The organism is Bacillus sp. SJS (assembly GCF_000732485.2).
Taxonomy (GTDB): domain Bacteria; phylum Bacillota; class Bacilli; order Bacillales; family Bacillaceae; genus Metabacillus_B; species Metabacillus_B sediminis.
Genome location: NZ_JAQV02000003.1, coordinates 1 through 20,503 on the forward strand (window position 1 = coordinate 1; position 20,503 = coordinate 20,503).

At 43.8% G+C, this 20,503-nt stretch carries 24 protein-coding genes; 9 read left to right on the plus strand and 15 right to left on the minus strand.

Annotation, left to right across the window (positions count from 1 at the left end; all coding sequences use genetic code 11):
• The 8 genes from AS29_RS01100 to AS29_RS01135 all read right to left on the minus strand — a co-directional run.
• The coding region (locus AS29_RS01100) for an IS1182 family transposase (protein WP_035404226.1) at positions 1-284 on the minus strand (284 nt) is incomplete at its 3' end.
• 158 nt (positions 285-442) lie between these two features.
• Positions 443-1,333: a site-specific tyrosine recombinase XerD gene (gene xerD, locus AS29_RS01105; protein WP_035404224.1), complete on the minus strand. Its 891-nt coding sequence runs from the start codon at positions 1,331-1,333 to the stop codon at positions 443-445.
• A 6-nt stretch (positions 1,334-1,339) separates the two neighbouring features.
• Positions 1,340-1,567: a YqzK family protein gene (locus AS29_RS01110; RefSeq protein ID WP_035404222.1), complete on the minus strand. Its 228-nt coding sequence runs from the start codon at positions 1,565-1,567 to the stop codon at positions 1,340-1,342.
• 124 nt (positions 1,568-1,691) lie between these two features.
• Positions 1,692-2,156, minus strand: coding sequence for a ferric iron uptake transcriptional regulator (gene fur / locus AS29_RS01115; RefSeq protein WP_035404220.1), 465 nt, complete (start codon positions 2,154-2,156; stop codon positions 1,692-1,694).
• Positions 2,157-2,269: 113 nt separating this feature from the next.
• Entirely contained in the window at positions 2,270-2,920 is a 651-nt protein-coding gene (spoIIM, locus tag AS29_RS01120) for a stage II sporulation protein M (protein WP_035404218.1), read from the minus strand.
• Positions 2,921-3,170: 250 nt separating this feature from the next.
• Positions 3,171-5,591, minus strand: a complete 2,421-nt coding sequence (locus AS29_RS01125) for a PhoX family protein (protein WP_066098921.1) — start codon at positions 5,589-5,591, stop codon at positions 3,171-3,173.
• A gap of 310 nt (positions 5,592-5,901) precedes the next feature.
• Complete coding sequence (locus tag AS29_RS01130) at positions 5,902-7,068, minus strand: endonuclease Q family protein (RefSeq protein WP_035404216.1); 1,167 nt, start codon at positions 7,066-7,068, stop codon at positions 5,902-5,904.
• Positions 7,065-7,619 carry an NUDIX hydrolase gene (locus tag AS29_RS01135; RefSeq protein ID WP_035404312.1) on the minus strand — a complete coding sequence of 185 codons (555 nt, stop codon included), beginning with the start codon at positions 7,617-7,619 and terminating at the stop codon, positions 7,065-7,067. Before AS29_RS01135 ends, AS29_RS01130 begins: the two co-directional genes overlap by 4 nt.
• An 81-nt stretch (positions 7,620-7,700) precedes the next feature.
• Between AS29_RS01135 and mciZ the strand changes: the two genes are divergently transcribed.
• From mciZ to AS29_RS01150, 3 genes are all read left to right on the plus strand, one after another.
• Positions 7,701-7,823, plus strand: a complete 123-nt coding sequence (gene mciZ, locus AS29_RS01140) for a Z-ring formation inhibitor MciZ (RefSeq protein WP_066098927.1) — start codon at positions 7,701-7,703, stop codon at positions 7,821-7,823.
• Between the two features lie 73 nt (positions 7,824-7,896).
• Positions 7,897-8,817: an aldo/keto reductase gene (locus AS29_RS01145; protein ID WP_035404214.1), complete on the plus strand. Its 921-nt coding sequence runs from the start codon at positions 7,897-7,899 to the stop codon at positions 8,815-8,817.
• A 120-nt stretch (positions 8,818-8,937) separates the two neighbouring features.
• On the plus strand, positions 8,938-9,726 hold the full coding sequence (locus AS29_RS01150) for an SDR family oxidoreductase (protein WP_035404212.1): 789 nt from the start codon (positions 8,938-8,940) through the stop codon (positions 9,724-9,726).
• Positions 9,727-9,786: 60 nt separating this feature from the next.
• Here AS29_RS01150 and AS29_RS01155 read toward each other — a convergent pair whose 3' ends face one another.
• The 4 genes from AS29_RS01155 to AS29_RS01170 form a co-directional block, all read right to left on the minus strand.
• Positions 9,787-10,170 (minus strand): hypothetical protein, encoded by a 384-nt coding sequence (locus AS29_RS01155; RefSeq protein WP_035404210.1) that lies wholly within the window; start codon positions 10,168-10,170, stop codon positions 9,787-9,789.
• A gap of 160 nt (positions 10,171-10,330) precedes the next feature.
• A complete protein-coding gene (locus AS29_RS01160) occupies positions 10,331-10,999 on the minus strand; it encodes a 3-oxoacid CoA-transferase subunit B (RefSeq protein WP_035404208.1) in 669 nt (222 codons plus the stop codon).
• A 12-nt stretch (positions 11,000-11,011) separates the two neighbouring features.
• On the minus strand, positions 11,012-11,707 hold the full coding sequence (locus tag AS29_RS01165) for a CoA transferase subunit A (protein WP_035404205.1): 696 nt from the start codon (positions 11,705-11,707) through the stop codon (positions 11,012-11,014).
• 14 nt (positions 11,708-11,721) lie between these two features.
• Positions 11,722-12,912, minus strand: a complete 1,191-nt coding sequence (locus AS29_RS01170) for an acetyl-CoA C-acetyltransferase (RefSeq protein WP_035404204.1) — start codon at positions 12,910-12,912, stop codon at positions 11,722-11,724.
• A gap of 117 nt (positions 12,913-13,029) precedes the next feature.
• Between AS29_RS01170 and AS29_RS01175 the strand changes: the two genes are divergently transcribed.
• Positions 13,030-13,941 carry a hydroxymethylglutaryl-CoA lyase gene (locus AS29_RS01175; RefSeq protein ID WP_035404203.1) on the plus strand — a complete coding sequence of 304 codons (912 nt, stop codon included), beginning with the start codon at positions 13,030-13,032 and terminating at the stop codon, positions 13,939-13,941.
• A 119-nt stretch (positions 13,942-14,060) separates the two neighbouring features.
• Positions 14,061-14,996: an alpha/beta hydrolase gene (locus AS29_RS01180; RefSeq protein ID WP_051860487.1), complete on the plus strand. Its 936-nt coding sequence runs from the start codon at positions 14,061-14,063 to the stop codon at positions 14,994-14,996.
• A gap of 26 nt (positions 14,997-15,022) precedes the next feature.
• Here the strand turns inward: AS29_RS01180 and AS29_RS01185 are convergent, their stop codons facing one another.
• On the minus strand, positions 15,023-15,205 hold the full coding sequence (locus AS29_RS01185) for a hypothetical protein (RefSeq protein WP_035404202.1): 183 nt from the start codon (positions 15,203-15,205) through the stop codon (positions 15,023-15,025).
• Between the two features lie 111 nt (positions 15,206-15,316).
• Between AS29_RS01185 and AS29_RS01190 the strand changes: the two genes are divergently transcribed.
• From AS29_RS01190 to AS29_RS01205, 4 genes are all read left to right on the plus strand, one after another.
• On the plus strand, positions 15,317-15,793 hold the full coding sequence (locus AS29_RS01190) for a GNAT family N-acetyltransferase (RefSeq protein ID WP_035404200.1): 477 nt from the start codon (positions 15,317-15,319) through the stop codon (positions 15,791-15,793).
• Positions 15,784-16,461, plus strand: coding sequence for a Type 1 glutamine amidotransferase-like domain-containing protein (locus AS29_RS01195; protein ID WP_035404198.1), 678 nt, complete (start codon positions 15,784-15,786; stop codon positions 16,459-16,461). Before AS29_RS01190 ends, AS29_RS01195 begins: the two co-directional genes overlap by 10 nt.
• 209 nt (positions 16,462-16,670) lie before the next feature.
• Entirely contained in the window at positions 16,671-17,585 is a 915-nt protein-coding gene (locus AS29_RS01200) for an alpha/beta hydrolase (RefSeq protein WP_035404196.1), read from the plus strand.
• A 300-nt stretch (positions 17,586-17,885) separates the two neighbouring features.
• Complete coding sequence (locus AS29_RS01205; RefSeq protein WP_035404194.1) at positions 17,886-18,770, plus strand: oxidoreductase; 885 nt, start codon at positions 17,886-17,888, stop codon at positions 18,768-18,770.
• A 26-nt stretch (positions 18,771-18,796) separates the two neighbouring features.
• Here the strand turns inward: AS29_RS01205 and AS29_RS01210 are convergent, their stop codons facing one another.
• A complete protein-coding gene (locus AS29_RS01210) occupies positions 18,797-19,216 on the minus strand; it encodes a DUF4395 domain-containing protein (protein WP_035404193.1) in 420 nt (139 codons plus the stop codon).
• Between the two features lie 35 nt (positions 19,217-19,251).
• Complete coding sequence (locus AS29_RS01215) at positions 19,252-20,502, minus strand: MFS transporter (protein ID WP_051860486.1); 1,251 nt, start codon at positions 20,500-20,502, stop codon at positions 19,252-19,254.
• Between the last annotated feature and the right edge of the window lies 1 nt (position 20,503).

The window sequence follows — 20,503 nt, forward strand, 5'->3', positions numbered from 1 at the left end:
GGGACATATCCTTGAGAAAGCCACATCATCCGAACGCTGTCTGTAAGGAGCCCCTCTATTTTTCTGCCAGAAAATACAGATTGAGTATAGGCACACAAGATAATTTTCATCATCATTCTCGGGTGATAAGCTGGACATCCGGTCTCTCGCACGAAACCAGAAAAGGCTTCATTGGGGATCTGTTCAACCATATGATGGACGGTGTAGGCGATATCTTTTTCATCGAGTTTCATTTCTAAATCTAAGGGCAAAACAATTTGGTCCATGTTATACTGTTTATACATAAGGGCACCTCCGATAGTTATTGTGTGGTAACTTTAATTTTATCAGAAGGTGTCCTTATATTCTTCATTAAAAAATGAACACTAAACATAAAAAGAGAGGCCGTCGCAAACTTAATTGCGACGGCCTCTCTTATTTACTGAGATTTGTCCCAGCCTCTTTACGCTCTTGGATGAAACTGCTGATACACATCTTTTAATCTGGTTTTTGTCACATGTGTATAAATTTGTGTAGTTGAAATATCTGCGTGGCCAAGCATTTCCTGTACAGCCCGCAAATCTGCTCCATTCTCGAGCAGGTGCGTTGCAAATGAGTGCCTTAATGTATGAGGTGTCAATTCCTTTTGAATCCCTGCTTCAAGAGAAATTTTCTTAAGATTCTTCCAGAAACCCTGTCTGGTAATGCGTTTGCCGTGGTGATTCAGAAAAAGAGCGTCCGTCGTTTCTTTTCTGCTGGCAAGCTTGACACGGCCTTTTTCTAAATAATCATGTATGGCACCGGCCGCTGTACGTCCAATCGGCACGATGCGCTCTTTGCTTCCTTTCCCAAAGCAGCGGATAAAGCCCATTTCCAGATGCACATCTGCTAAATTAAGCTCCGTCATCTCACTGACACGTATTCCTGTTGCGTACATGAGTTCAAGCATCGCTTTATCTCTGTATCCAAAGGGGGAATTCATGAGCGGCGTGTCCATCAGTTTCTCAACTTCCTCAAGGGATAAAACTTTAGGAAGGGTCCGTTCAACCTGTGGTGTTTCAATATGGACAGAAGGATCCTGATCAACAGCTCGTTCACGAAGCAGAAATTGATGAAAAGCCCTTATGGAAGCAATATGACGTGCAATGGTCTTACTCGATTTGCCGCTCTCTTTTAGCATCTTTAAAAAATGGATAATGTGGACTCTTGACACCTTATTCAGGCTGTCCAATTCCTGCCCAGCCAAAAAAAGAAGATAATTTTTTAAATCTCTTTCATAGGATACAACGGTATTATGCGATAAACCCCGTTCTACGACCATATAATGAATGAAATCTTTCAGCTGATCATTCACATTCCTCTACTCCCCATCTGAATAAAAGAAGAAAAGACGGTTCAGCCATTGATCAGGCTGATTCTCAACCATCTTTGTTACCTTCAGCGCCGATCCTTCAGGAGGATCATACCGATGGTAATCCTGATACTCTAAGTTAATCCAAATAATAGCATAGTAGAAGAGAATCGTAAATCCAGTAAAGACGATGAATACTTTAAACATGTCCAGTCCCGTCTGCAAATATCGTTTCATGACGCCCTCCGAAGTCTTGTCTCATTTTTTTGATACTTCATTATATGCCGGAACGCCTTGCTTTTATACGACACGGAAGGCAAGAAAAAAGACCTTTCCGTGAAGGGAAAGGTCTTATGTATTCTTATTCGCTTTGTTCCTGATCTTCTTTTTTCTGCTGGCATTTTACGCAGATTCCGTGAAAGGTAAGACGGTGGTCCATTATTTTAAACTTCCAATCTCTTTCCACGATTTCTTCTACATCCTCAAGCAAGTCATCTTCAATTTCAGCTACTGCTCCACATTCAATGCACACTAAGTGGTGATGAAAATGAGCTGCTCCCTCTTTTCGCAAATCATAACGGGATACACCATCACCAAAGTTTATTTTATCGATAATTTTCAGTTCAGTCAGTAATTCAAGCGTCCGATAGACCGTTGCTAATCCTATTTCCGGAGATTTTTCCTTAACGAGGAGGTAAACATCTTCGGCACTCAGATGGTCTTCTTCATGTTCGAGCAAAACCCGAACGGTCGCTTCACGCTGTGGCGTTAACTTATAGCTAGAAGAATGGAGCTGCTTTTTTATCCGGTCAATGCGGTTTTCCATGAACGATTTCCTCCCTCGCCGCTTCCTCAACCATTATAGCAGAAGAGCGAAAGGGTTCCAACTAAAATAATTACAATTAGAACTTTATAATAATTATAAAAAGAAAATAATTATTATTTATTAACAAGCTGCACAACAGCCTTCATAAGTTCCGGAGAAGCAAATGCTTCCAGGACAGATGCTCCAGCAATCATAACCATGATTCCTGCAAACACAGCTGCGTACTTCGAAAAGGATTGAAGCGGAGAGTCAAGCAGATTTCTCTTTTTATTTAATAAGTACATGGCAAGTTTAAGAGAAAAAGAGATGGCTGCAGCACTCAGCACGATAAAGGCCGGAATGATCAGAATATTTTGCGGCAGGATGGAAACAAACGAGAGGACGAACCCATTCCAGCCCATTTGATTAACAAGAAAACCGACGGTAAATCCGACTACCATTCCTTTCAGGAACAGCATAATGAGAATAATAGGAAGCCCAATAATGGAAATACCGAGAATCCAAATTAACCCGAGATATTTAATGTTGTGCATAAAGCTTTGCTGAAACATTTCGGTGGAATCTGCAACTTTTCCGTCCGTAACCTGTCCAAAAAATCGGCTGAGGTAAAAAAACAAGTCTTCCTTCTGTGTGAAGGTCATGCTGTTTACAATGATCGCGCCGAATATAACCCCCATCATGAACAGTACACATACAAATAAATAAATGGATGATTGCTGTTTTATGTGATTCGCGATGAATACTTTCATCGGCTGTTTTTTCATACGCATGTCCTCCCAACCTTAATTTAATAGAGTTTATGCGGCTGAAAGGATTGTATGCAAGAAAAGCGTCTTTCACAAATTTTACTGCCATATAGATGGGGAATGTCATTTAAGCATCCGTGCACGTACCTTTCATAACGGCTGGGTGTCCATTTTACTTTCCGGCCAGCAATTCGTAACGGCACGCTTTTAAAAAAATAGAAAAGCCCTTAAGGAATTTAATCCTTAAGAGGCTTCCTAAGTCGGGCATTTAGTTTTTCATATAAGCGATGGAGGCTTTATCTGCATCAATATAATAGCCTCCGCCAACGTGAAGCTTGTTGCCATCTACAGAATAAACACGCGCCATGCTGCCTTTTTTCAGCGTTTTAGCGGTTTTTCCATCCTTCATTATAGAAACGTCTTTCTTCAGCATAACCATTCCTTCATAGTACAAAGCCTTGCGGTCTTGCTTTACGTAGTAGCCATTGCCAACGTTATATTTGCCGTCTTCCATACCGTACACTCGAATGGCTTCTCCAGCTTTAAGAGTTTTAAATACTTTTCCGTCAGTTGAATACATCTCCATTGACGATTTAAGAAGGATTCTTCCGTTATAAACGGCCCCTGCTTCGTCTTTTTTCACATAATAGCTGCCGCCGACATTATAGTAATCTTTCATTTCTCCGTATACCCGGTAGAATCCTTTTTTAAGAGAAGCTGCTTTTGTCATTGTGCCCGAGGCATCCATTTTATACATTTGTACCGGTTTATTCACGTTCATACGGCCAATCGGATAGTTGTGGACAGCGACGCTGCCGGCTTTAACGGATGGGAAACCATCGACATAGCCTACGCCCCCCGTTTTGTTAATCCCGATCTGTTTTTCCATTTCGGCAATCAGCTGATCTTTGTTCACCGCAGTGATCGGGAAGTCTTTTAATCCATCCCCTGGATGCTGGAAATTACTTAGCATATAAAAGTGATTCATCATGTTCTCAATCATGCGAAGACCTGTCGCTTCTGCACCGGCAGGAACCGATAAAAGACGCTCAAGTTTTTTCTTGTCAAGGTCATATGCCCATACAAAATTGTTCGTGTGCATTCCGCTGTCTTCCCCAATTAAAAGGGCGTTCATTTCAGCTGAATACGTCAGGTTATCCGGATTAGCCACTTTATCAGGATTCGCCGTATTTCCGTAGGCGTCCGCTTGAGTCATATCTTCACCAGTCAGAAGACCATTGATCGATTTAGCTGCATAGGCACTGTTAATCGGTGCGCCAGTCTGATCTTTTTGTCCTTCTGCAAGATTTAATTCATAGGTTACACCGGATTTAATTTTCGGCAGCTGGATATGATCTGCAGGCTCTTTTCCTGTTGCATCTTTCTCCATTGTTTTAGACACATCAGACATAGCTACATATACTTTATTTTCCTTAGGATTGAACGCCAAACCTTCCATTTTATTCCATTCGGAAGTAGCACCCATCATGGCTGCATAGCGGCGGGGCTCCAGGAAAGCAGCTGCTTTTTCCATATTTGGTTTCAGCTTCAGGTATTCAGTGTTTGCATTTGCATATGTTTTAACTGCTGTGAAGCCCTCTTTCGGTGTATCGGAAACTTCAAAAATACTGCTGAATTTTGTACCGCTGTCGATGATCTGCTTCACTTCGGAATCCGTTCCATGGCCCAGGCGAATCCATTCCATGTCACCGGAACCCCCATTTTCGGTTCCAGTCTGTTTGAATTTAGACGCATAAAGTGTTCCTGAAGATAGATCTTTTTCCTTATCGGCTACATACATAAACATCATCGTATTCCCGCCGTCATCACCGAAAAACGCCGTGCGGTTGTCAGGCATGACCGTCATTTGCTCATGTGAAAAGCGGCCTGTGCTGTAGTGTTTAACCACTTCAGTCTCTCCGCCTTCTTTCACTGTAATTTCAGGAATCCATCCATAGTAGTATGGGTTGGCTTTCTTTTCATCTCCGAAGTAAAGCTTAGCGAAACTGGCTGTTTGTGCATAAGTTTTGGATTTTGTATCTTCGAAGCTTCTGGCATCCGGCTCATATTCCTCTGATCCTAAATGTGTGCCCCACGGAGATAGAGACCCGTTGCAGGGAATCCAGATTCCGTTCACATCAGAAAAATCGATTTTCTCAACTTTTTCAGGAGTTAATTTTCCCGTTTTTGGATCCTGCTTCATTTTTGAAAGGGACATGGACGCCGGCACCAGGCCATATGCTGATTTACCGGCAGCATCAAATGTTTGATATTCATAGTGCGTAATCATATAAATTTCATTTCCTACATGCAGCATGCTGTTGGAATCAGGGGCATCGGAAACGTAAGGAGTCGGTTTTCCTTCAACGCTGTTATCCATAATGACGTTTCCATTCACATCGATTGGAGCGCCTGCAGCAATCATTTCTCCTTTGTTCACAGCCACTTTGTCCTCAGATTTGAAGAGGCGGTTATAAGAAAGCGGGTAATTTTCTTTTAGGCCGTTGCTGTATGTCACTTCGATGGATGCTTTTGTATAAGTGTCCACCATTTCAGGAATCGTCTTTGGTGCCTGCATGCCTTTGTATTCAATCGATTTTACTGTTACTGGTCCGCTTGCAGCTCCCGCAGAAGTGAAAACCGGTACCATTAAACTAATAGTCAGTGCCGCTGCCATTCTTTTTTTCATGTCCATCCCCCTAAAAGTATGTAAATGCTTTACACCCTTCATTTAATCAAAGGATTGTAAATTTTTTGTTACCTTTTGTATAATTTTATCTAAATTTTCAATCAGCATAACAGCCTATTTTTAATCTCTTAAACTCAAAATCATGAAAAATCGTGGTTAGAGTAAAAAATTCAATGATCACGAAGGGAAAATGATTAGATAGAAGGAGCTATAATGCGGACCTTCCTTAAGGAGTCAGGGACACTCTCTAAATTCGATGCAAAAAGGCAGCCGGATCATTTTGCACGGCTGCCTTTTCCGCTTACCTTATTTACGTTTGATCAATTCTGCCGTACACACCGCCTCCGCCGCCTAATACAGCAAGCTTCCCAGATCTTGCGTCAGCGATAAGTCCTGCTATCTTTTTAGGAATAATACGAGCAAGATCATCCTTCGCAACACGGTGAAGAATATCCATTTCTGTACCGAAATGGTCTTTCAGCTTCATTAGCGTTTTCGGTCCCACTCCTGGTATGAATTGAAGAGGTACCTGGTGGATATATGGCGGACGCATGTCTAGATTTCCAGGTGAATTTGCAAGTTCCTTTAGTCGGTCACTGACGCCCTTCACGACTTTCTTTGAGTGGCATTTTGGGCAGACTGTGACTACATGGGTCATGACTGCACCACAGCCTTCACATACAGTGTGGTGATATTTTCCGAGAAGCGGATTAAGACCGTAATTTGCAAGGATCGTTCTCCCCTTCTCATTTTTAAGAGCCAGCAGTAATTCTTTAAAGGAAGGTTCCATCAATTGCAGCTTCTGATATTCTCTTGCTATTTTCCCTGTTGAATGCGCATCTGAATTTGTTACAAAAGGATACTCAGCAAGCTCTGCAATGGCGGACGCCATTTCTGTATCCGCGCTTAAACCCAATTCCACCGCGTCAATTAAACCCGGATCAAAGACCTCCGTTAATGATGTTTTCACTCCCCTTCCATACAAGCTTTTGTATGGAGTAAAAATATGAGCGGGAATGAACAATCCGCCCAGCTCTTTGACCATTATCTGAAGGACTTTTCCTGAAGCATAGACTCTTTGAGAGCTCAGCGTATTATTCTTCATATAGTGTGAGATCCACTCTGAGAATTCTTTCATTGTTTTTAAGTTCGGAAAATAGACGAGGACATGTATCGGTCCGGAGCAATTTTCGTCATAGATCTCGAGCTCTGACCCCAGGATCAGAGTCGTGTTTTGAAATCGGATTCCACCGCCTTCAAGCTCTATGCATACGCCTGCTTTAAGCAGCTTATCTGCCTCTTCGAGAACCTCCGGAACATGTGCATCGATAATGCCAATCACATCCATCCCCTTCTCTTCACTGGCTGCCGTCAAAACAGAAGAAAGCGTCAAAGCTCTGGAAGCCGTTATCTTGACCGGTTTTCCCGACATGGAAGAGCCGATATGAACGTGCAGATCGGCAAAAAACTCCTTCATTTTCCCTTCATTGCTTGACGCAGCTGTAAGTATTGAACAGCGTAGGCCGTTTTCGCATCATAAATTCGCCCATTTGCCACCATTTCCTCTGCTTTTTCAAGCGTCACTTCCATTAATTCCACAAATTCATCCTCGTCAAGGCTTGCTTTGTTTTCTAAAGGAATTAAGTCTTCCGTTATGTATAAATGAACCAGTTCATCCGCAAAACCTGGTGATGTATAGAACGAAATAAGATGGTCGATACTTCCTGCTGTATAGCCTGTCTCTTCCTCAAGCTCACGAACTGCCGTTGTTTCGGGTTTTTCGCCTTTTTCCAGTTTTCCAGCTGGAATTTCAACCAGGGTCCGTTCAAGCGCCTTGCGGAACTGCTCAACCATCAGTATTTTCCCATTGCTTGTAAGAGCAATCACAGCTACTGCTCCAGGATGCTTAATGATTTCACGCTTTGACGTTTTTCCGTCCGGAAGTTCAACTTCCTGTACATATAAATCAATGATTTTGCCTGAATAAATTTGCTCGGATGAAAGTTCTTTCTCTCTTAAATGCTCCATCTTTTCAGCTCCTGTCGTAATATTCACCGTATCTTCATACATTTTATCATAACCCCTTTTAAACGAAAGGAACGGGACCGCATGAAAATATACAAACTGGAAAAAGGGATCATCCTTGTCGGGAAAGCATGGGAAATCAGAATGAAACTAAAGGAATACAGCAAGCAATTCACAACTGTCAAGGAATGGATTGACAAAACATAAGACAGGCTTCCCGTTTGCAATTTCATCACCGGTATACTACTGTCAGAATAGATAGGACAGGAGGGAAACGCTGATGGAAAAAAGACAAATCGGGCGCTCCGATTTATATGTGAGCAAAATGGGGCTGGGCTGCATGTCACTTGGCAAGGACGAGTCACATGCGAGAGCCATTATTGATGAAGCGATTGAACTTGGAATTAATTATTTTGATACAGCCGACCTCTACGACTTTGGTTTAAATGAGGAATTTGTAGGCCGGGCCATTCAAAACCGCAGACAGGACCTGATCATCGCGACAAAGGCAGGGAACCGCTGGGAGGAAGGTAAAGACGGCTGGACATGGGACCCCTCCAAATCCCACATCCAAAACGCAGTGAAAGACAGCTTGCAAAGACTGGGAACCGATTATATTGACCTTTATCAGCTGCACGGAGGGACAATCGAGGACAATATAAATGAAACGATTGAAGCCTTTGAAGAACTGAAAAAAGAAGGCCTAATACGGGAATACGGCATTTCTTCCATTAGACCAAATGTAATCAAACAGTATCTTGAGAAATCATCAATTGCCTCTATTATGATGCAATACAGTCTAGTTGACCGGAGACCGGAGGAATGGTTCCCCCTTATTGAAGAACATGGAGTCAGCGTGATTGCACGAGGGCCGCTTGCTAAGGGAATTTTGTCAGATAGAGAACTGGAGCAGGCTGGTTCAAGTATAAAAGATAAAGGATACATGAGTTATTCTTTTGCTGAGCTTGCTGAATTGCGTGCACAATTAAAAAAAGCGGTACCGCGACACTCTTATACAGAGGCAGCCCTCCAATATTGCCTGGCTTCACCAGCTGTTGCAGCTGTGATTCCCGGAGCAAGCAAGGTTTCGCAGCTGAAGCAGAATGCAGCGGCTGTGAACGCAGAACCCCTTATTAATGAAGAAGTCGAGCTTCTCCGCAAAATAAGCAAGGCCGATCAATACGAACAGCATAGAGAATAGAAAAAAAGCTCTGGCCGCTAATGGATCAGAGCTTTTTTGTATCTTTTTTTTTATCGATGGATGAATTCTTCTCCAAAAAGGGTATTGAAATCGTAAATAACTCTTTGGAGGTACATAGGAATGACAAACAGTTCGGTAAAAAACACGAAGGTTGCCATCGTTTCAGGCGGAGGATCCGGTATTGGAAAAGCAGCGGCCCTAAAATTTGCACGTGAAGGAATCCGCGTTTGTATATTGGATTTGGATAAGGAAAGCGCGCTTGAGGTAAGAGATGAAATTAATCAATTTGGCGGGGAAGCCATTGCGATTGAAACGGATATGGCGGATGAATCGATGGTTAAGGCTGCAATTGAAGAGGTTAAAAACCATTGGGGTAATTTAGACATTATCTTTAATAATGCAGGAATAAATGGCGTCTTCTCATCAATTGAAGAAATGGAAGCAGACGATTGGGATAAAACGATCCAAACCAATTTGAGAAGTACGTTTCTATTTGTGAAATACAGCATTCCTTTGCTTAGAGAAAACGGGGGCAGCATTATCATTACCAGTTCCATTAACGGGAACCGCATCTATAAGAACTTCGGGATGTCCGCTTACAGCACAACGAAAGCGGCTCAGGTTGCCTTTATGAAAATGGCCGCGCTGGAATTGGCTCAATTTAAAATTAGAGTCAATGCCATCTGCCCGGGTGCTATTGACACAAATATCGATGCTTCAACTGAAAAACAGGAGAACCTGAAAGAGGTAGAAATTCCGGTTGAATACCCGGAAGGCAATCAGCCTCTTGCTCAAGGCTCCGGTCAGCCTGAACAGGTAGCCGATCTGGTTTATTTTCTTGCATCCGAACAGTCCTCTCATATCACCGGTACGGAAATTTATATTGATGGGGCAGAGTCCCTGCTATAACGACTAACGAGGGCGGAGCATTCCGCCCTTTTTCAATGTGTATCCATTGGATAAACCTTCTCATTTCTCTTCCTGCTTTTCTTCTCTTACTCTTAGCCAAGTTCGAATTTCAGCAGCCGTTGCAGTTGGGTTCTCCATCTGAAGAACAACCAGCTTGTATTTTGGATGGCCATCCAGCTCCAGCTGAAGCAGAGGTCCTCTCCCGCTATAGGAAAGAAAATACCATTCATCCCTGTATTTAAAGCTCTCTTCATAAATATGGAGAAAGGATATAGATGTCCCCGGCATCCTCAGCATCCATCTTGGAGCTTCAAATTGATCTACATAGACCTGGCTGATTGTTTCGAAAGGAATGCCGAGATTCATTTTAAAGGCGAAAAATCCGGTGAGGCCAGTTAAACGAACAACTGCTTTGTCTTTTTTCAGTTCTATGATTCTTCCCATTGCTTCCCGCACTCTTCTTTAAAAAATAGCTCTTTTAAACTTGGCTGTTGATTTCCACTGCAGGCGCTCCAATCAACAGGTGTCAAAGATCAACACTATGCTTTAACACAGCCAAAAAATAAGGCAGAACAGGGATTTACCCCCGTTCTGCCTTTGCAGGTTAATAGGCTTCGAGAATTATGTCGTCTCCTGCTATTAGTTCAGGCTCAGTCGAATTTATTATATCTTCGATTGTATACCCTTTTGCGATTTCCACCAATTTTAGTCCAAGTTCGGTAACATCCAGTACAGCCCGGTCCGTAATAATACGGTGTACGACCTTTTTTCCTGTAAGAGGCAGTGAGCACTCTTTTAGAATCTTCGGAGAACCGTTCTTGCTGACATGCTCCATAATGACGATGATCCGCTGTGCGCCATGAACAAGGTCCATCGCACCGCCCATCCCTTTAATCATTTTACCAGGTATCATCCAATTGGCCAGGTCTCCCGTTTCTGATACTTCCATCCCGCCTAAAATAGCCAGGTTCACATGGCCTCCCCGAATCATGCCAAACGATTCGGCGCTATCAAAATAGGAAGCTCCTGAAATGGCGGTGACCGTTTCTTTCCCGGCGTTTATCAAATCAGGATCTACATCGCCGTCTTCAGGATAGGGTCCGATGCCGAGAAGGCCGTTCTCCGATTGCAGCACAACCTGTTTGTTTTCCTGGATATAATTTGCAACAAGGGTCTGCATCCCGATTCCAAGATTCACGTAGAAGCCATCTTGAATTTCTCTTTCCGCACGCTTTGCTATTTTTTCTCTGACCAGCACTTTATCTTCAATCATGACCGTTCCCCCTCATCCCGTTTTCTTTACAGTCCGGCGCTCGATTTTCTTCTGCTGCTCTCCGACTATGAGACGCTGTATGTAAATCCCTGGAGTGTGGATTTGATCCGCTCCAATTAATCCGGTCTCAATAAGCTCCTCCGTCTCTGCGATCGTTATTTTACCGGCTGCTGCCATCATCGGATTAAAATTACGCGCGGTCTTGTTGTAGATAAGGTTCCCCATTTTATCAGCCCGGTACGCTCTTACAAGGCTGAAGTCAGCTGTGAGCGCTTCTTCCAGAACATATTCTTTTCCGTGAAAGGATCTCGTTTCTTTTCCTTCCGCTATCTCAGTCCCGTATCCTGCCGGAGTAAAAAAGGCTGGAATACCCGCTCCGCCTGCACGGATCTTTTCTGCCAGTGTACCCTGCGGAAGAAGCTCGACTTCGAGTTCACCTGCGAGAACCTGCCGCTCAAATTCTTTATTCTCACCGACATAGGAGCTGATCATCTTCTTTATTTGCTTGTTTTTCAGCAGCAATCCAAGACCCCAGTCATCCACACCGCAGTTGTTCGAAATAACCGTCAAATCTTTTACACCCGTTTCAGCTAAAGCCAAAATTAAGTTCTCGGGAATCCCGCAAAGCCCGAATCCTCCGACCATTAAGACCGCACCATCGCGGATATCCTCTACTGCCTTTAAAGAAGAATGATAAACCGGCTTCATTCCGTTCCCTCCCTTTAGTTTACGCTCTCAACAATTGTCGCCACACCCTGTCCGCCGCCAATGCACAAGGTGGCGAGGCCTTTCTTGGATCCTCTCCGCTTCATTTCATGAATCAGGGTAACAAGGATTCTCGCACCGCTCGCACCAATCGGATGTCCAAGAGCAATGGCTCCTCCATTGACGTTTAAAATCTCTTTATTAAAATGAAGCTCTTTATCCACCGCCAGTGTCTGCGCCGCAAATGCCTCATTGGCTTCGATTAATTCAATTTCGGAAAGCTCAACGCTCGCCCGTTCCAGTGCTTTTTTTACCGCTTTGACCGGCCCGATTCCCATAATGCTCGGGTCAACACCGGCGTTTCCGTTGGCTAAAATTTTCACAAGCGGTTTTACGCCCAGCTCTTCGGCTTTCTCGCGGCTCATCACAACAACCGCAGCTGCTCCATCATTAATTCCCGACGCATTCCCTGCGGTAACGCTTCCATCCTTTTTGAACGCAGGACGCAGCTTGCCAAGCCCTTCTGCCGTTGTCCCTTCCCGCGGATATTCATCTGTATCAAAAATGACAGGTTCTCCCTTTCGCTGCGGAATGCTGACGGACACAATCTCATCCTTAAATGTTCCTTCCTTAACGGCGCGTACCGCTTTCGCCTGGCTTTCTGCCGCAAACTGGTCCTGTTCTTCTCTCGTAATGCTATATTGATCAGCCAGATTTTCAGCTGTCATTCCCATATGGTAATCATTGAACACACAAGTCAAACCATCAGAGGTCAGGCTGTCTACAAGCTTTTGATCGCCCATACGGAAACCATCCCGTGCGCCTTTAACCAAATAAGGAGCCTGGCTCATATTTTCCATTCCTCCGGCAACTATTACATCTGCTTCCCCAGCTGCAATTGCCTGGAATGCAAGATGGACAGCTTTTAATCCGGATCCGCATACTTTATTTATGGTCATCGATGGAATATCCTCTGGCAAACCGGCTTTCATTGCAGCCTGTCTGGCAGGGTTTTGTCCGATCCCTGCCTGCAGCACATTTCCCATGATGACTTCGCCTACATGCTCCGCAGAAACGCCGGCTTTTTCCAATGCATCTTTAATGACGATGCCTCCAAGCTCAGGTGCCGAAACCCCCTTAAGTGCACCACCAAAGCTTCCTAAAGCCGTTCTCACTGCGCTTACGATTACGATTTCTTTTGCATTCATTTTTTCCATCCCCTTTGCAAAAATTCCAATACTCTGAAAATACCATTTGCTTTCCCCTTTATTTTCCTACTAAAATAACAATATGTAAACCCTTACAATTTGAAGGAGGCACGTAATTTGAACTTTCCCGAAAGAGCACATCTCATTGAAGTCGGACCAAGAGACGGGCTGCAAAATGAGAAAAACTTAATTCCTACTGAAAGCAAGCTACAATTTATCAAGGCTTTGAAGGAAGCTGGCTTTAACGAAATGGAGATTACCTCCTTCGTTTCCCCAAAATGGGTACCTCAGATGGCGGATGCCGAAGAGATTGTAAGATTTGGCTCTGCTGCTGGCAGAAGCATCGTTCTTACACCCAATGAAAAAGGCCTTCAAAAAGCATTGGACAATGACTGCCGAGCTGTCGCCTTCTTTGTCGGTGCAAGCAATACATTCAACCAAAAAAACATTAACCGCACAACAGAGGAAAGCATGAATTCGCTCCTTCCGCTACTAGCAAAAACGAAGGATCGCGGTCTGTTCATTCGTGCCTGCATATCTACATCCTTCTATTGTCCGTACGAAGGAAAAATCGAAGAAGAACCTGTTCTTGAAATCTGCCGTCAGTTCGCTGATGCAGGAGTGGATGATTTAAGTGTTGCCGATACAATCGGGATGGCCCATCCTCAGGAGGTCTACTCCCTCTTTTCCCGCTTAAAGCAGGAATTTCCCGAAACCTTAATCACCGCTCATTTTCATGATACGAGGGGACTTGGACTCGCAAATGTGCTGGCTGCTTTACAGGCTGGAGTCGACCGGTTCGATACCTCTGCCGGCGGCCTTGGCGGATGTCCATTCGCTCCCGGAGCAAGCGGCAATGTCGCGACAGAGGATGTTCTTTACATGCTTCAGGAGATGAAGATCGAAACCGGGATTTCACTTGAGAAGGTTTTAAAGGCGGTAAACAGCATTGAGCCGTTTCTTAATAAAGCGATTTCCAGCAAGCAATATACGCTATGGAAAGCCCAAACGGCAGAAAAAGCGCAATGATGCATCGACACTCTCAGGGGGTGTCTTTTTTTTTAGCACATTGAGGAGGACGTATTATTTTTAATCTTTTCAGCATACATGTAAAATGTGACAAAAACCTTTTAAAGGGGGAAAAACCAATGAAGAAGCTTGTAATCGGACTTGGTGCAGCCCTCTCTTACATCGTTTCTGTCGGGTTCTTTTTCACTCATATGATGATGTATTCGAAAAAGAAAACGGATGAAGAGATCATCGAAAAGGAAAAACTCGGCGGCCATTTTGTCCAAAAGGATTTCGATGAGCTTGAGAAGAGGAACGTGAGCATTCCTTCCAGGTTTGGGTACAGCATTAAGGGCTATCTGATCGCTCCGTACAAAGAGAAAAAATTTGTCATCGTCAGCCATGGTGTCACGATGAACCGGTATAATTCCATTAAGTATATGAATCTGTTCCTTGACCGGGGCTATAACGTCCTGATCTACGATCACCGGCGGCATGGTGAATCCGGAGGGAAGACAACGAGTTACGGCTATTATGAAAAATTCGACCTGCGCTCTGCCGTCCATTGGCTGAAGCATCAATACGGTGAAAACATTACCCTTGGCATCCATGGGGAATCCATGGGTGCCGTATCCATGCTTCTATACGCCGGCATTCTGGAGGACGGGGCTGATTTTTACATAGCGGATTGCCCATTCGAGGATTTGGAGCAGCTGCTTCTTTACCGCCTTCAAGCTGAAATCCGCATTCCTAAATGGCTTGTCATGCCAATCGCCCGTCTTTTTCTTAAATGGCGTGACGGGTATAACATGGATGAGGTTTCACCCATAAAAATCATAGACCAAATTCAAAAACCTATCCTTTTTATTCACGGAAAAAAAGATGGGACCATTCCCTTCTCTTCCTCTATTCATTTGTATAAGCAAAAACCCGGTTTAAAAAAGATCTATATCGCTGAGAATGCAGAACATGCGATGTCCTTTACGATGAATCAGGCTGAGTATGAACAAAGGATTAAGCTCTTTCTTCAGGAGAGCGGCATCGAAGAAAAAGAACTGACTGAGCTGGACATTTAGTTGTCCACTTCAGTCAGCTCTGCACGTCAATACTTTTCCATTCCTCTGCTTTCTCTTCGCTTAAACTTTTTATGATAGTATACATACAATCCCGCCCCAAGAAGAAACACGCCTGCAAACACCCAAATCGGAATTCCCCAGTAATAAACTCCTCTAAAAGCCATTCCCAAAAACATGATAGCGTCCCACAAAGAATCTAACTTCGACATCTCCCGCTCCTTTTTACCCTAATTTTACCTTAAAGTGGATTTTTTTGTCATACTTTCTGGATTTGCTGTATGATATGGATTAGAAAATCTCGCAAAATAAAGGAGACTAAAATGGAATTACAAAAATACCAGCCCCATCATATTGAAAGGCTTCAAGAGTTCAGCCTCCCGCCAGAGCAACTGCCATTCACTTCCCTGCCGATTAACAGGCTTGAAGGCTCCGCAGGCGAGCACCCAATTGTCATTTTGAATCAGGGAATACCAGTCGGCTTTTTTCTTCTTCACTCCAGTGAGAGAGTGCGCGAATATACAGATCTCCCAAAACGGATGCTATTAACCTCCTTCTCTATTAATTTCTCTGATCAGGGGAAAGGGTATGCTAAAGGAGGACTGCAGCTGTTAAGTGACTTTGTTCAGCAGGAATTTCCAGAGTGCCTGGAAATAATATTAGCTGTCAACCATAGAAATCTCGCTGCACAAAATCTATATAAAAAAGCAGGATTTCTTGACACAGGCAATCGTAAAAACGGCAGGATTGGAGAACAATATATTTTAAAACTGCCGATCGAGAATGCAAAATGCGTTTAGTATTAATCGGAGGGGGATACGCCAGGGAGGATGATCAGTTTCCCATTAATCAACGTTTGGCGGAACTGACAGGAAAAGAGAATCCTGAAGTCTTATTTATACCAACTGCCGCAGCAGATGATGAAGACTACATAAATGAATTCCGCGGAGTTTTTGAAAATCGTCCTCGGTGCAAGGTCTCCGTCTTGCGCACGGGTTCCCGCAGCCCTTCTGACTCTGAAGTAAAGAAAGCCATTCATGCTGCTGACTTGATTTATCTTGGCGGCGGGAACTATTTGAATATGATGGAGAGATGGAAAAAATGGAAAATCGATTACCATTTAATCCAGGCTCTCCAAACCAACACATTAATTGCCGGAATCAGTGCCGGAGCCATTTGCTGGTTCAACAGCGGACTTCGCTCTGATTATGAAGGAGATGGCTACATGGAAAGTGAGGGCTGGCATATAATCGATGCTGTTTTTTGTCCGCATTATAATCAGCCTGAACGTGCGGATGCATTTTACTCCCTTATGGAACAGTCAGACAGAAAAGGCATCGCAATTGAAGATGACTGTGCCTTGTATCTAAACGGAGACTCCTATGAAATCATAGGTTCTCCATCAAAAATTCATACGTTTGGCGAGCTGGCATTCAATCAGCATGCCCGAATTACCCATCCTACTTAACACTTTTAACCCATGGAAAAGCTGAGGCCTTCACTGCATGACATGGAAATGAATGATGAGGAAAGAGATGATACCCGCTAAACCCCTATATCAGAGAACCGGATTCGGTTAGGTTAATAGAACGTACGAAAGAACCCCCTATTTCTTTCTTTTCAATCTTTCAATCGTTAAACTAGATATAGACTATGTCCTGAATGGAGGATGCAAAAATGAAAAAGCTATGGATCGGCCTCGGCATCGCCCTCTCATATATCTTCATCGTCGGCTTCTTTTTCACGAATATGATGATGTTTATTAAGAAGCGGACAGACGAAGAAATTCTGGAGCGCGAAACACTGGACGGGCATTTTATTCAAAAGGATTTCGATGAACTGAAAAAATCAGAAGTGACGATTCATTCTACCTACGGATACGACGTCAAAGGCTATCTCGTCGCCCCTTACGAGGAACGCAAATTTGTCATCATCTGCCATGGTGTTACCGTAAACCGCTATAATTCAGTCAAATACATGAATTTGTTTTTAAAGCGCGGCTACAATGTCCTGATCTATGATCATCGCAGACACGGCGAATCAGGAGGAAAAACAACAAGCTATGGGCACTATGAAAAATATGATTTGCAGTCTGTTGTCCATTGGCTGAAAAATCAATACGGCCAGGACATTACCTTAGGAATTCACGGAGAATCCATGGGATCGGTTACGATGCTTCTTTATGCGGGGATGCTGGAGGACGGCGCTGACTTCTACATTGCCGACTGTCCATTCGACAGCCTGGAAAAACAGCTGCTCTACCGTCTGAAAGTAGAATTCCGTCTGCCCGGCTTTCTCATCATGCCGATTGCCCGTCCTTTCATGAAATGGCGCGATGGATACTCGATTAACGAAGTTTCTCCCATAAGTTTTATTGATCAGATTAAGAACCCCGTCCTTTTTATTCACAGCAAAGACGATGCTTACATTCCATCTGAATCGTCACAGCTGCTGTATGATAAAAAAAATGGCGCCAAGAAAATCTACTTTGCCGAAAAAGGTGACCATGCGATGTCGTTTACGGAAAATCGGGCAGAGTATGAGCGGATTTTGGATGAGTTTTTAGAAGAGACTGTGTCGGCAAGTAACTAGACAGCTTATGCAAATCTGGGAAAGCCGGGTCTTAAGCAAAGCTTAGGACCCTTATCTTTATTTTCTTCCTGCCTGCCACTTCATTCCCCATCCATAAGCGCAGTCCATTTTTTATGACCCTGAAAATATTCAACCAGGCCCCTGACATTAAAGGTCTGATCCTGGACATTTTCAATCATGGCTATCGCACACATCTAAAGACGCCATTATGCATGGAATACGGTCAAAAACCTTCCTGGCAGCAACAAGTATAAGCATGAGGGGCTTCATTTAGATGAAGAAGATTAAAGGAGAATCGGTATGCTGAATGCAAAAGATTCGATAAAAAACCCACCAAACAACAAAATGATTCTCATCACCGGTGCCTCAAGCGGATTTGGAATGCTCACTTCCCTTGAATTAGCCAAAAAAGGCCACAACGTGATTGCAGCTATAAGAAATATGGATAAATCAAAGGAACTTTTAAAACTAGCAGAGCAAGGCGGGTGTTCAGAAAAGATTTCGATCCATCCTCTGGATGTGACCAGTGCTGACTCGATCGAGGCACTCCAGCAGTTTCTGAAAAAGATCCGAAAGATTGATGTCCTGATCAACAACGCGGGATTTGCATTCGGAGGATTCAGTGAGGAAATTACGATGCTTGAGTTTAAAGAACAATTCGAAACGAATTTCTTTGGTGCTATCGCGGTAACTCAGGCTGTTCTTCCTTTCATGCGCGCCCAGAAAAGCGGAAAGATCATCAGCATGAGCAGCATAAGCGGACTGATCGGCTTTCCGGGTCTGTCCCCTTACGTCTCATCCAAGCATGCATTAGAGGGATTCAGTGAAAGCCTTCGTTTGGAAGTGAAACCGTTTGGCATTGATGTCATGCTGATTGAGCCGGGATCCTTTTCAACGAACATTTGGACAACCGGGAAAAAGGTGGCGGAAGTATCCATGGACCCGCATTCTCCCTACTTTTCTTATATGACAGGAATTGAAAATGAGCTCAAACGGGGAAGCGCAAAACATGGGGATCCGATGGATGTGGTGCAATTAATAACTGTTCTATGCGAAAAACGGAGGGTGTATAAGCTCAGATATCCGATTGGAAAGGGAGTCCGCTTAACACTCCTTTTAAAAAGAGTATTGCCTTGGCGTATTTGGGAATCCATTATTCTACGCAGACTTTTGCCGAAAAAATAAAAAAGAACCCGTCCATCATGGGTTCTTTAAACGCGGCTTGACTGTCTGCGTTGACGGTATTGCTGCCATTGGAAGCGGATAAAGCATCCAATGCAGAAGCCCAGTATTGCTATAAAGGCTGAGAGGGCAACCATTGCCGTAAAAACATAAGCCAGAGTCATCCAATTCATGACGTACCCAATATAGCCAAGAGCAAGACAGCTAACGGCTATCGCCTGGTTAAACTGCTGCTGATCAAAATCCTCCGGAATGTATGCGGATGGCGGTTTTCTCAGGAACAGTCCGGCCGTCTTCATGACCGGATTAAATTTAAAAATCAAGCCCATCAATCCTGCTGCTAACGGTATAAGCAGTATCCATCCCCATCCAGTAAGCCATGCTGCTAAAACAGAAAGTACGATGAACCATTGATTGGTCATAACGAGAGGTTTCGGAATGGTTTTCATAAAAAACCCACCTTACTGATTGGAATATACGTATTTTACACCATTCTTTTCTTTTTGGGAAACTTGCTGTTTTCTTTCTCAAGCTTCAAGTAAACGACAGATCCAGCCAGCGAAAAAAAGCTCCCCAATATGATCACAGCATGTGTACCTGCCCTTTCAGCCAAAAAACCCGCCATAAAGGCCGCGAGCGGCATAAGTGCCCATGTCATAAGCCTGCTTGTTGCCTGAACTCTCCCCAGCAAATGATCCGGTGTAAAATCTTGCCTTATTCCGGCGATACAAGGATTCATCACCGCAGCGGCTGCCGTTCCAACTGCATTCAGTATGAGCAGCAAAAAGAATTGTTCGGTCAGACCAAATAGAAAAATGGAACACCCGCCTATAAAAGATGAGAGAAAGAGCAGCTTTCGATTTGATATCCTTTTTTTGAAGAGTCCTGCCGCCATGGCCCCCGCTACCGCGCCAGCTCCGCTGAAGGAGAGCAGCAGTCCGATTTCCCATTCAGAAAGACCAATTGTATCTTTCAAATGAAAAATCAGCATCGTCACAAAAAGAGTTGTTCCAACTACAGACAGAAGCAGCGCCATGTTCGTATAAAAAATAGGCTTCGTCTTTATGACAAATTGAAAGCCCTCCACTGCATCATTCAAAAAGGAGTGCTTTACTTTTTGAGAAATAGGAATGGATTTAATCGGGATCAATAATATGAACAAATACGCGATGAAAAAGCTAACACTGTTGATCAGCAATCCAATACCAGGATTGTACAAGCTTATTACCAGCCCGCCAATGGCCGGTGCCATTAGGACGGATGTGTTAAGGATCGCTGAATTAATGGAATTTACGGCCTGTAGATCGATTTTTCTTACGAGTTTTGGTATATAGGCAAACTGCGCAGTCTGATACACCTGGCTAAAGATTCCGATTACAAAAACACTAAAGAACAAATGCCAAATTTCCAAAGCACCAATAAGATGCAGAGTACCCAAGATGCCTGTTAAAAGACATCTCCCTGCATCACAGATCAGGAGAAGCCTCCTTCGGTCCATCCGGTCTGCCAGGATCCCTGCCGCCGGCTGAAAGAGTATTGGCAGACGTTCGGCGGCAGCGGCAAATCCCATCATTAAAGGCGACCCCGAAAGAGCGAGTACGATCAGCGGTACAGCGATCATATAGATCTGGTCTCCGAAAAATGAAATAAAATTACCGCTCAAAAGCTTCAGGATGTTTCTATTTTTCTTTAGCTCCAATTTTGCTTCCCCAATCACATAAGCACGTTCCCCCATC

Excerpts from the sequence above, each read along its gene's own strand:
- AS29_RS01110 (WP_035404222.1), bottom strand. The coding sequence starts at position 1,567 with ATGAAACGATATTTGCAGACGGGACTGGACATGTTTAAAGTATTCATC.
- fur (WP_035404220.1), bottom strand. The coding sequence starts at position 2,156 with ATGGAAAACCGCATTGACCGGATAAAAAAGCAGCTCCATTCTTCTAGC.
- spoIIM (WP_035404218.1), bottom strand. The coding sequence starts at position 2,920 with ATGAAAAAACAGCCGATGAAAGTATTCATCGCGAATCACATAAAACAG.
- AS29_RS01125 (WP_066098921.1), bottom strand. The coding sequence starts at position 5,591 with ATGAAAAAAAGAATGGCAGCGGCACTGACTATTAGTTTAATGGTACCG.
- AS29_RS01130 (WP_035404216.1), bottom strand. The coding sequence starts at position 7,068 with ATGAAGGAGTTTTTTGCCGATCTGCACGTTCATATCGGCTCTTCCATG.
- AS29_RS01135 (WP_035404312.1), bottom strand. The coding sequence starts at position 7,619 with ATGGAGCATTTAAGAGAGAAAGAACTTTCATCCGAGCAAATTTATTCA.
- mciZ (WP_066098927.1), top strand. The coding sequence starts at position 7,701 with ATGAAAATATACAAACTGGAAAAAGGGATCATCCTTGTCGGGAAAGCA.
- AS29_RS01145 (WP_035404214.1), top strand. The coding sequence starts at position 7,897 with ATGGAAAAAAGACAAATCGGGCGCTCCGATTTATATGTGAGCAAAATG.
- AS29_RS01150 (WP_035404212.1), top strand. The coding sequence starts at position 8,938 with ATGACAAACAGTTCGGTAAAAAACACGAAGGTTGCCATCGTTTCAGGC.
- AS29_RS01155 (WP_035404210.1), bottom strand. The coding sequence starts at position 10,170 with ATGGGAAGAATCATAGAACTGAAAAAAGACAAAGCAGTTGTTCGTTTA.
- AS29_RS01160 (WP_035404208.1), bottom strand. The coding sequence starts at position 10,999 with ATGATTGAAGATAAAGTGCTGGTCAGAGAAAAAATAGCAAAGCGTGCG.
- AS29_RS01165 (WP_035404205.1), bottom strand. The coding sequence starts at position 11,707 with ATGAAGCCGGTTTATCATTCTTCTTTAAAGGCAGTAGAGGATATCCGC.
- AS29_RS01170 (WP_035404204.1), bottom strand. The coding sequence starts at position 12,912 with ATGAATGCAAAAGAAATCGTAATCGTAAGCGCAGTGAGAACGGCTTTA.
- AS29_RS01180 (WP_051860487.1), top strand. The coding sequence starts at position 14,061 with ATGAAGAAGCTTGTAATCGGACTTGGTGCAGCCCTCTCTTACATCGTT.
- AS29_RS01185 (WP_035404202.1), bottom strand. The coding sequence starts at position 15,205 with ATGTCGAAGTTAGATTCTTTGTGGGACGCTATCATGTTTTTGGGAATG.
- AS29_RS01190 (WP_035404200.1), top strand. The coding sequence starts at position 15,317 with ATGGAATTACAAAAATACCAGCCCCATCATATTGAAAGGCTTCAAGAG.
- AS29_RS01195 (WP_035404198.1), top strand. The coding sequence starts at position 15,784 with ATGCGTTTAGTATTAATCGGAGGGGGATACGCCAGGGAGGATGATCAG.
- AS29_RS01200 (WP_035404196.1), top strand. The coding sequence starts at position 16,671 with ATGAAAAAGCTATGGATCGGCCTCGGCATCGCCCTCTCATATATCTTC.
- AS29_RS01205 (WP_035404194.1), top strand. The coding sequence starts at position 17,886 with ATGCTGAATGCAAAAGATTCGATAAAAAACCCACCAAACAACAAAATG.
- AS29_RS01210 (WP_035404193.1), bottom strand. The coding sequence starts at position 19,216 with ATGAAAACCATTCCGAAACCTCTCGTTATGACCAATCAATGGTTCATC.
- AS29_RS01215 (WP_051860486.1), bottom strand. The coding sequence starts at position 20,502 with ATGGGGGAACGTGCTTATGTGATTGGGGAAGCAAAATTGGAGCTAAAG.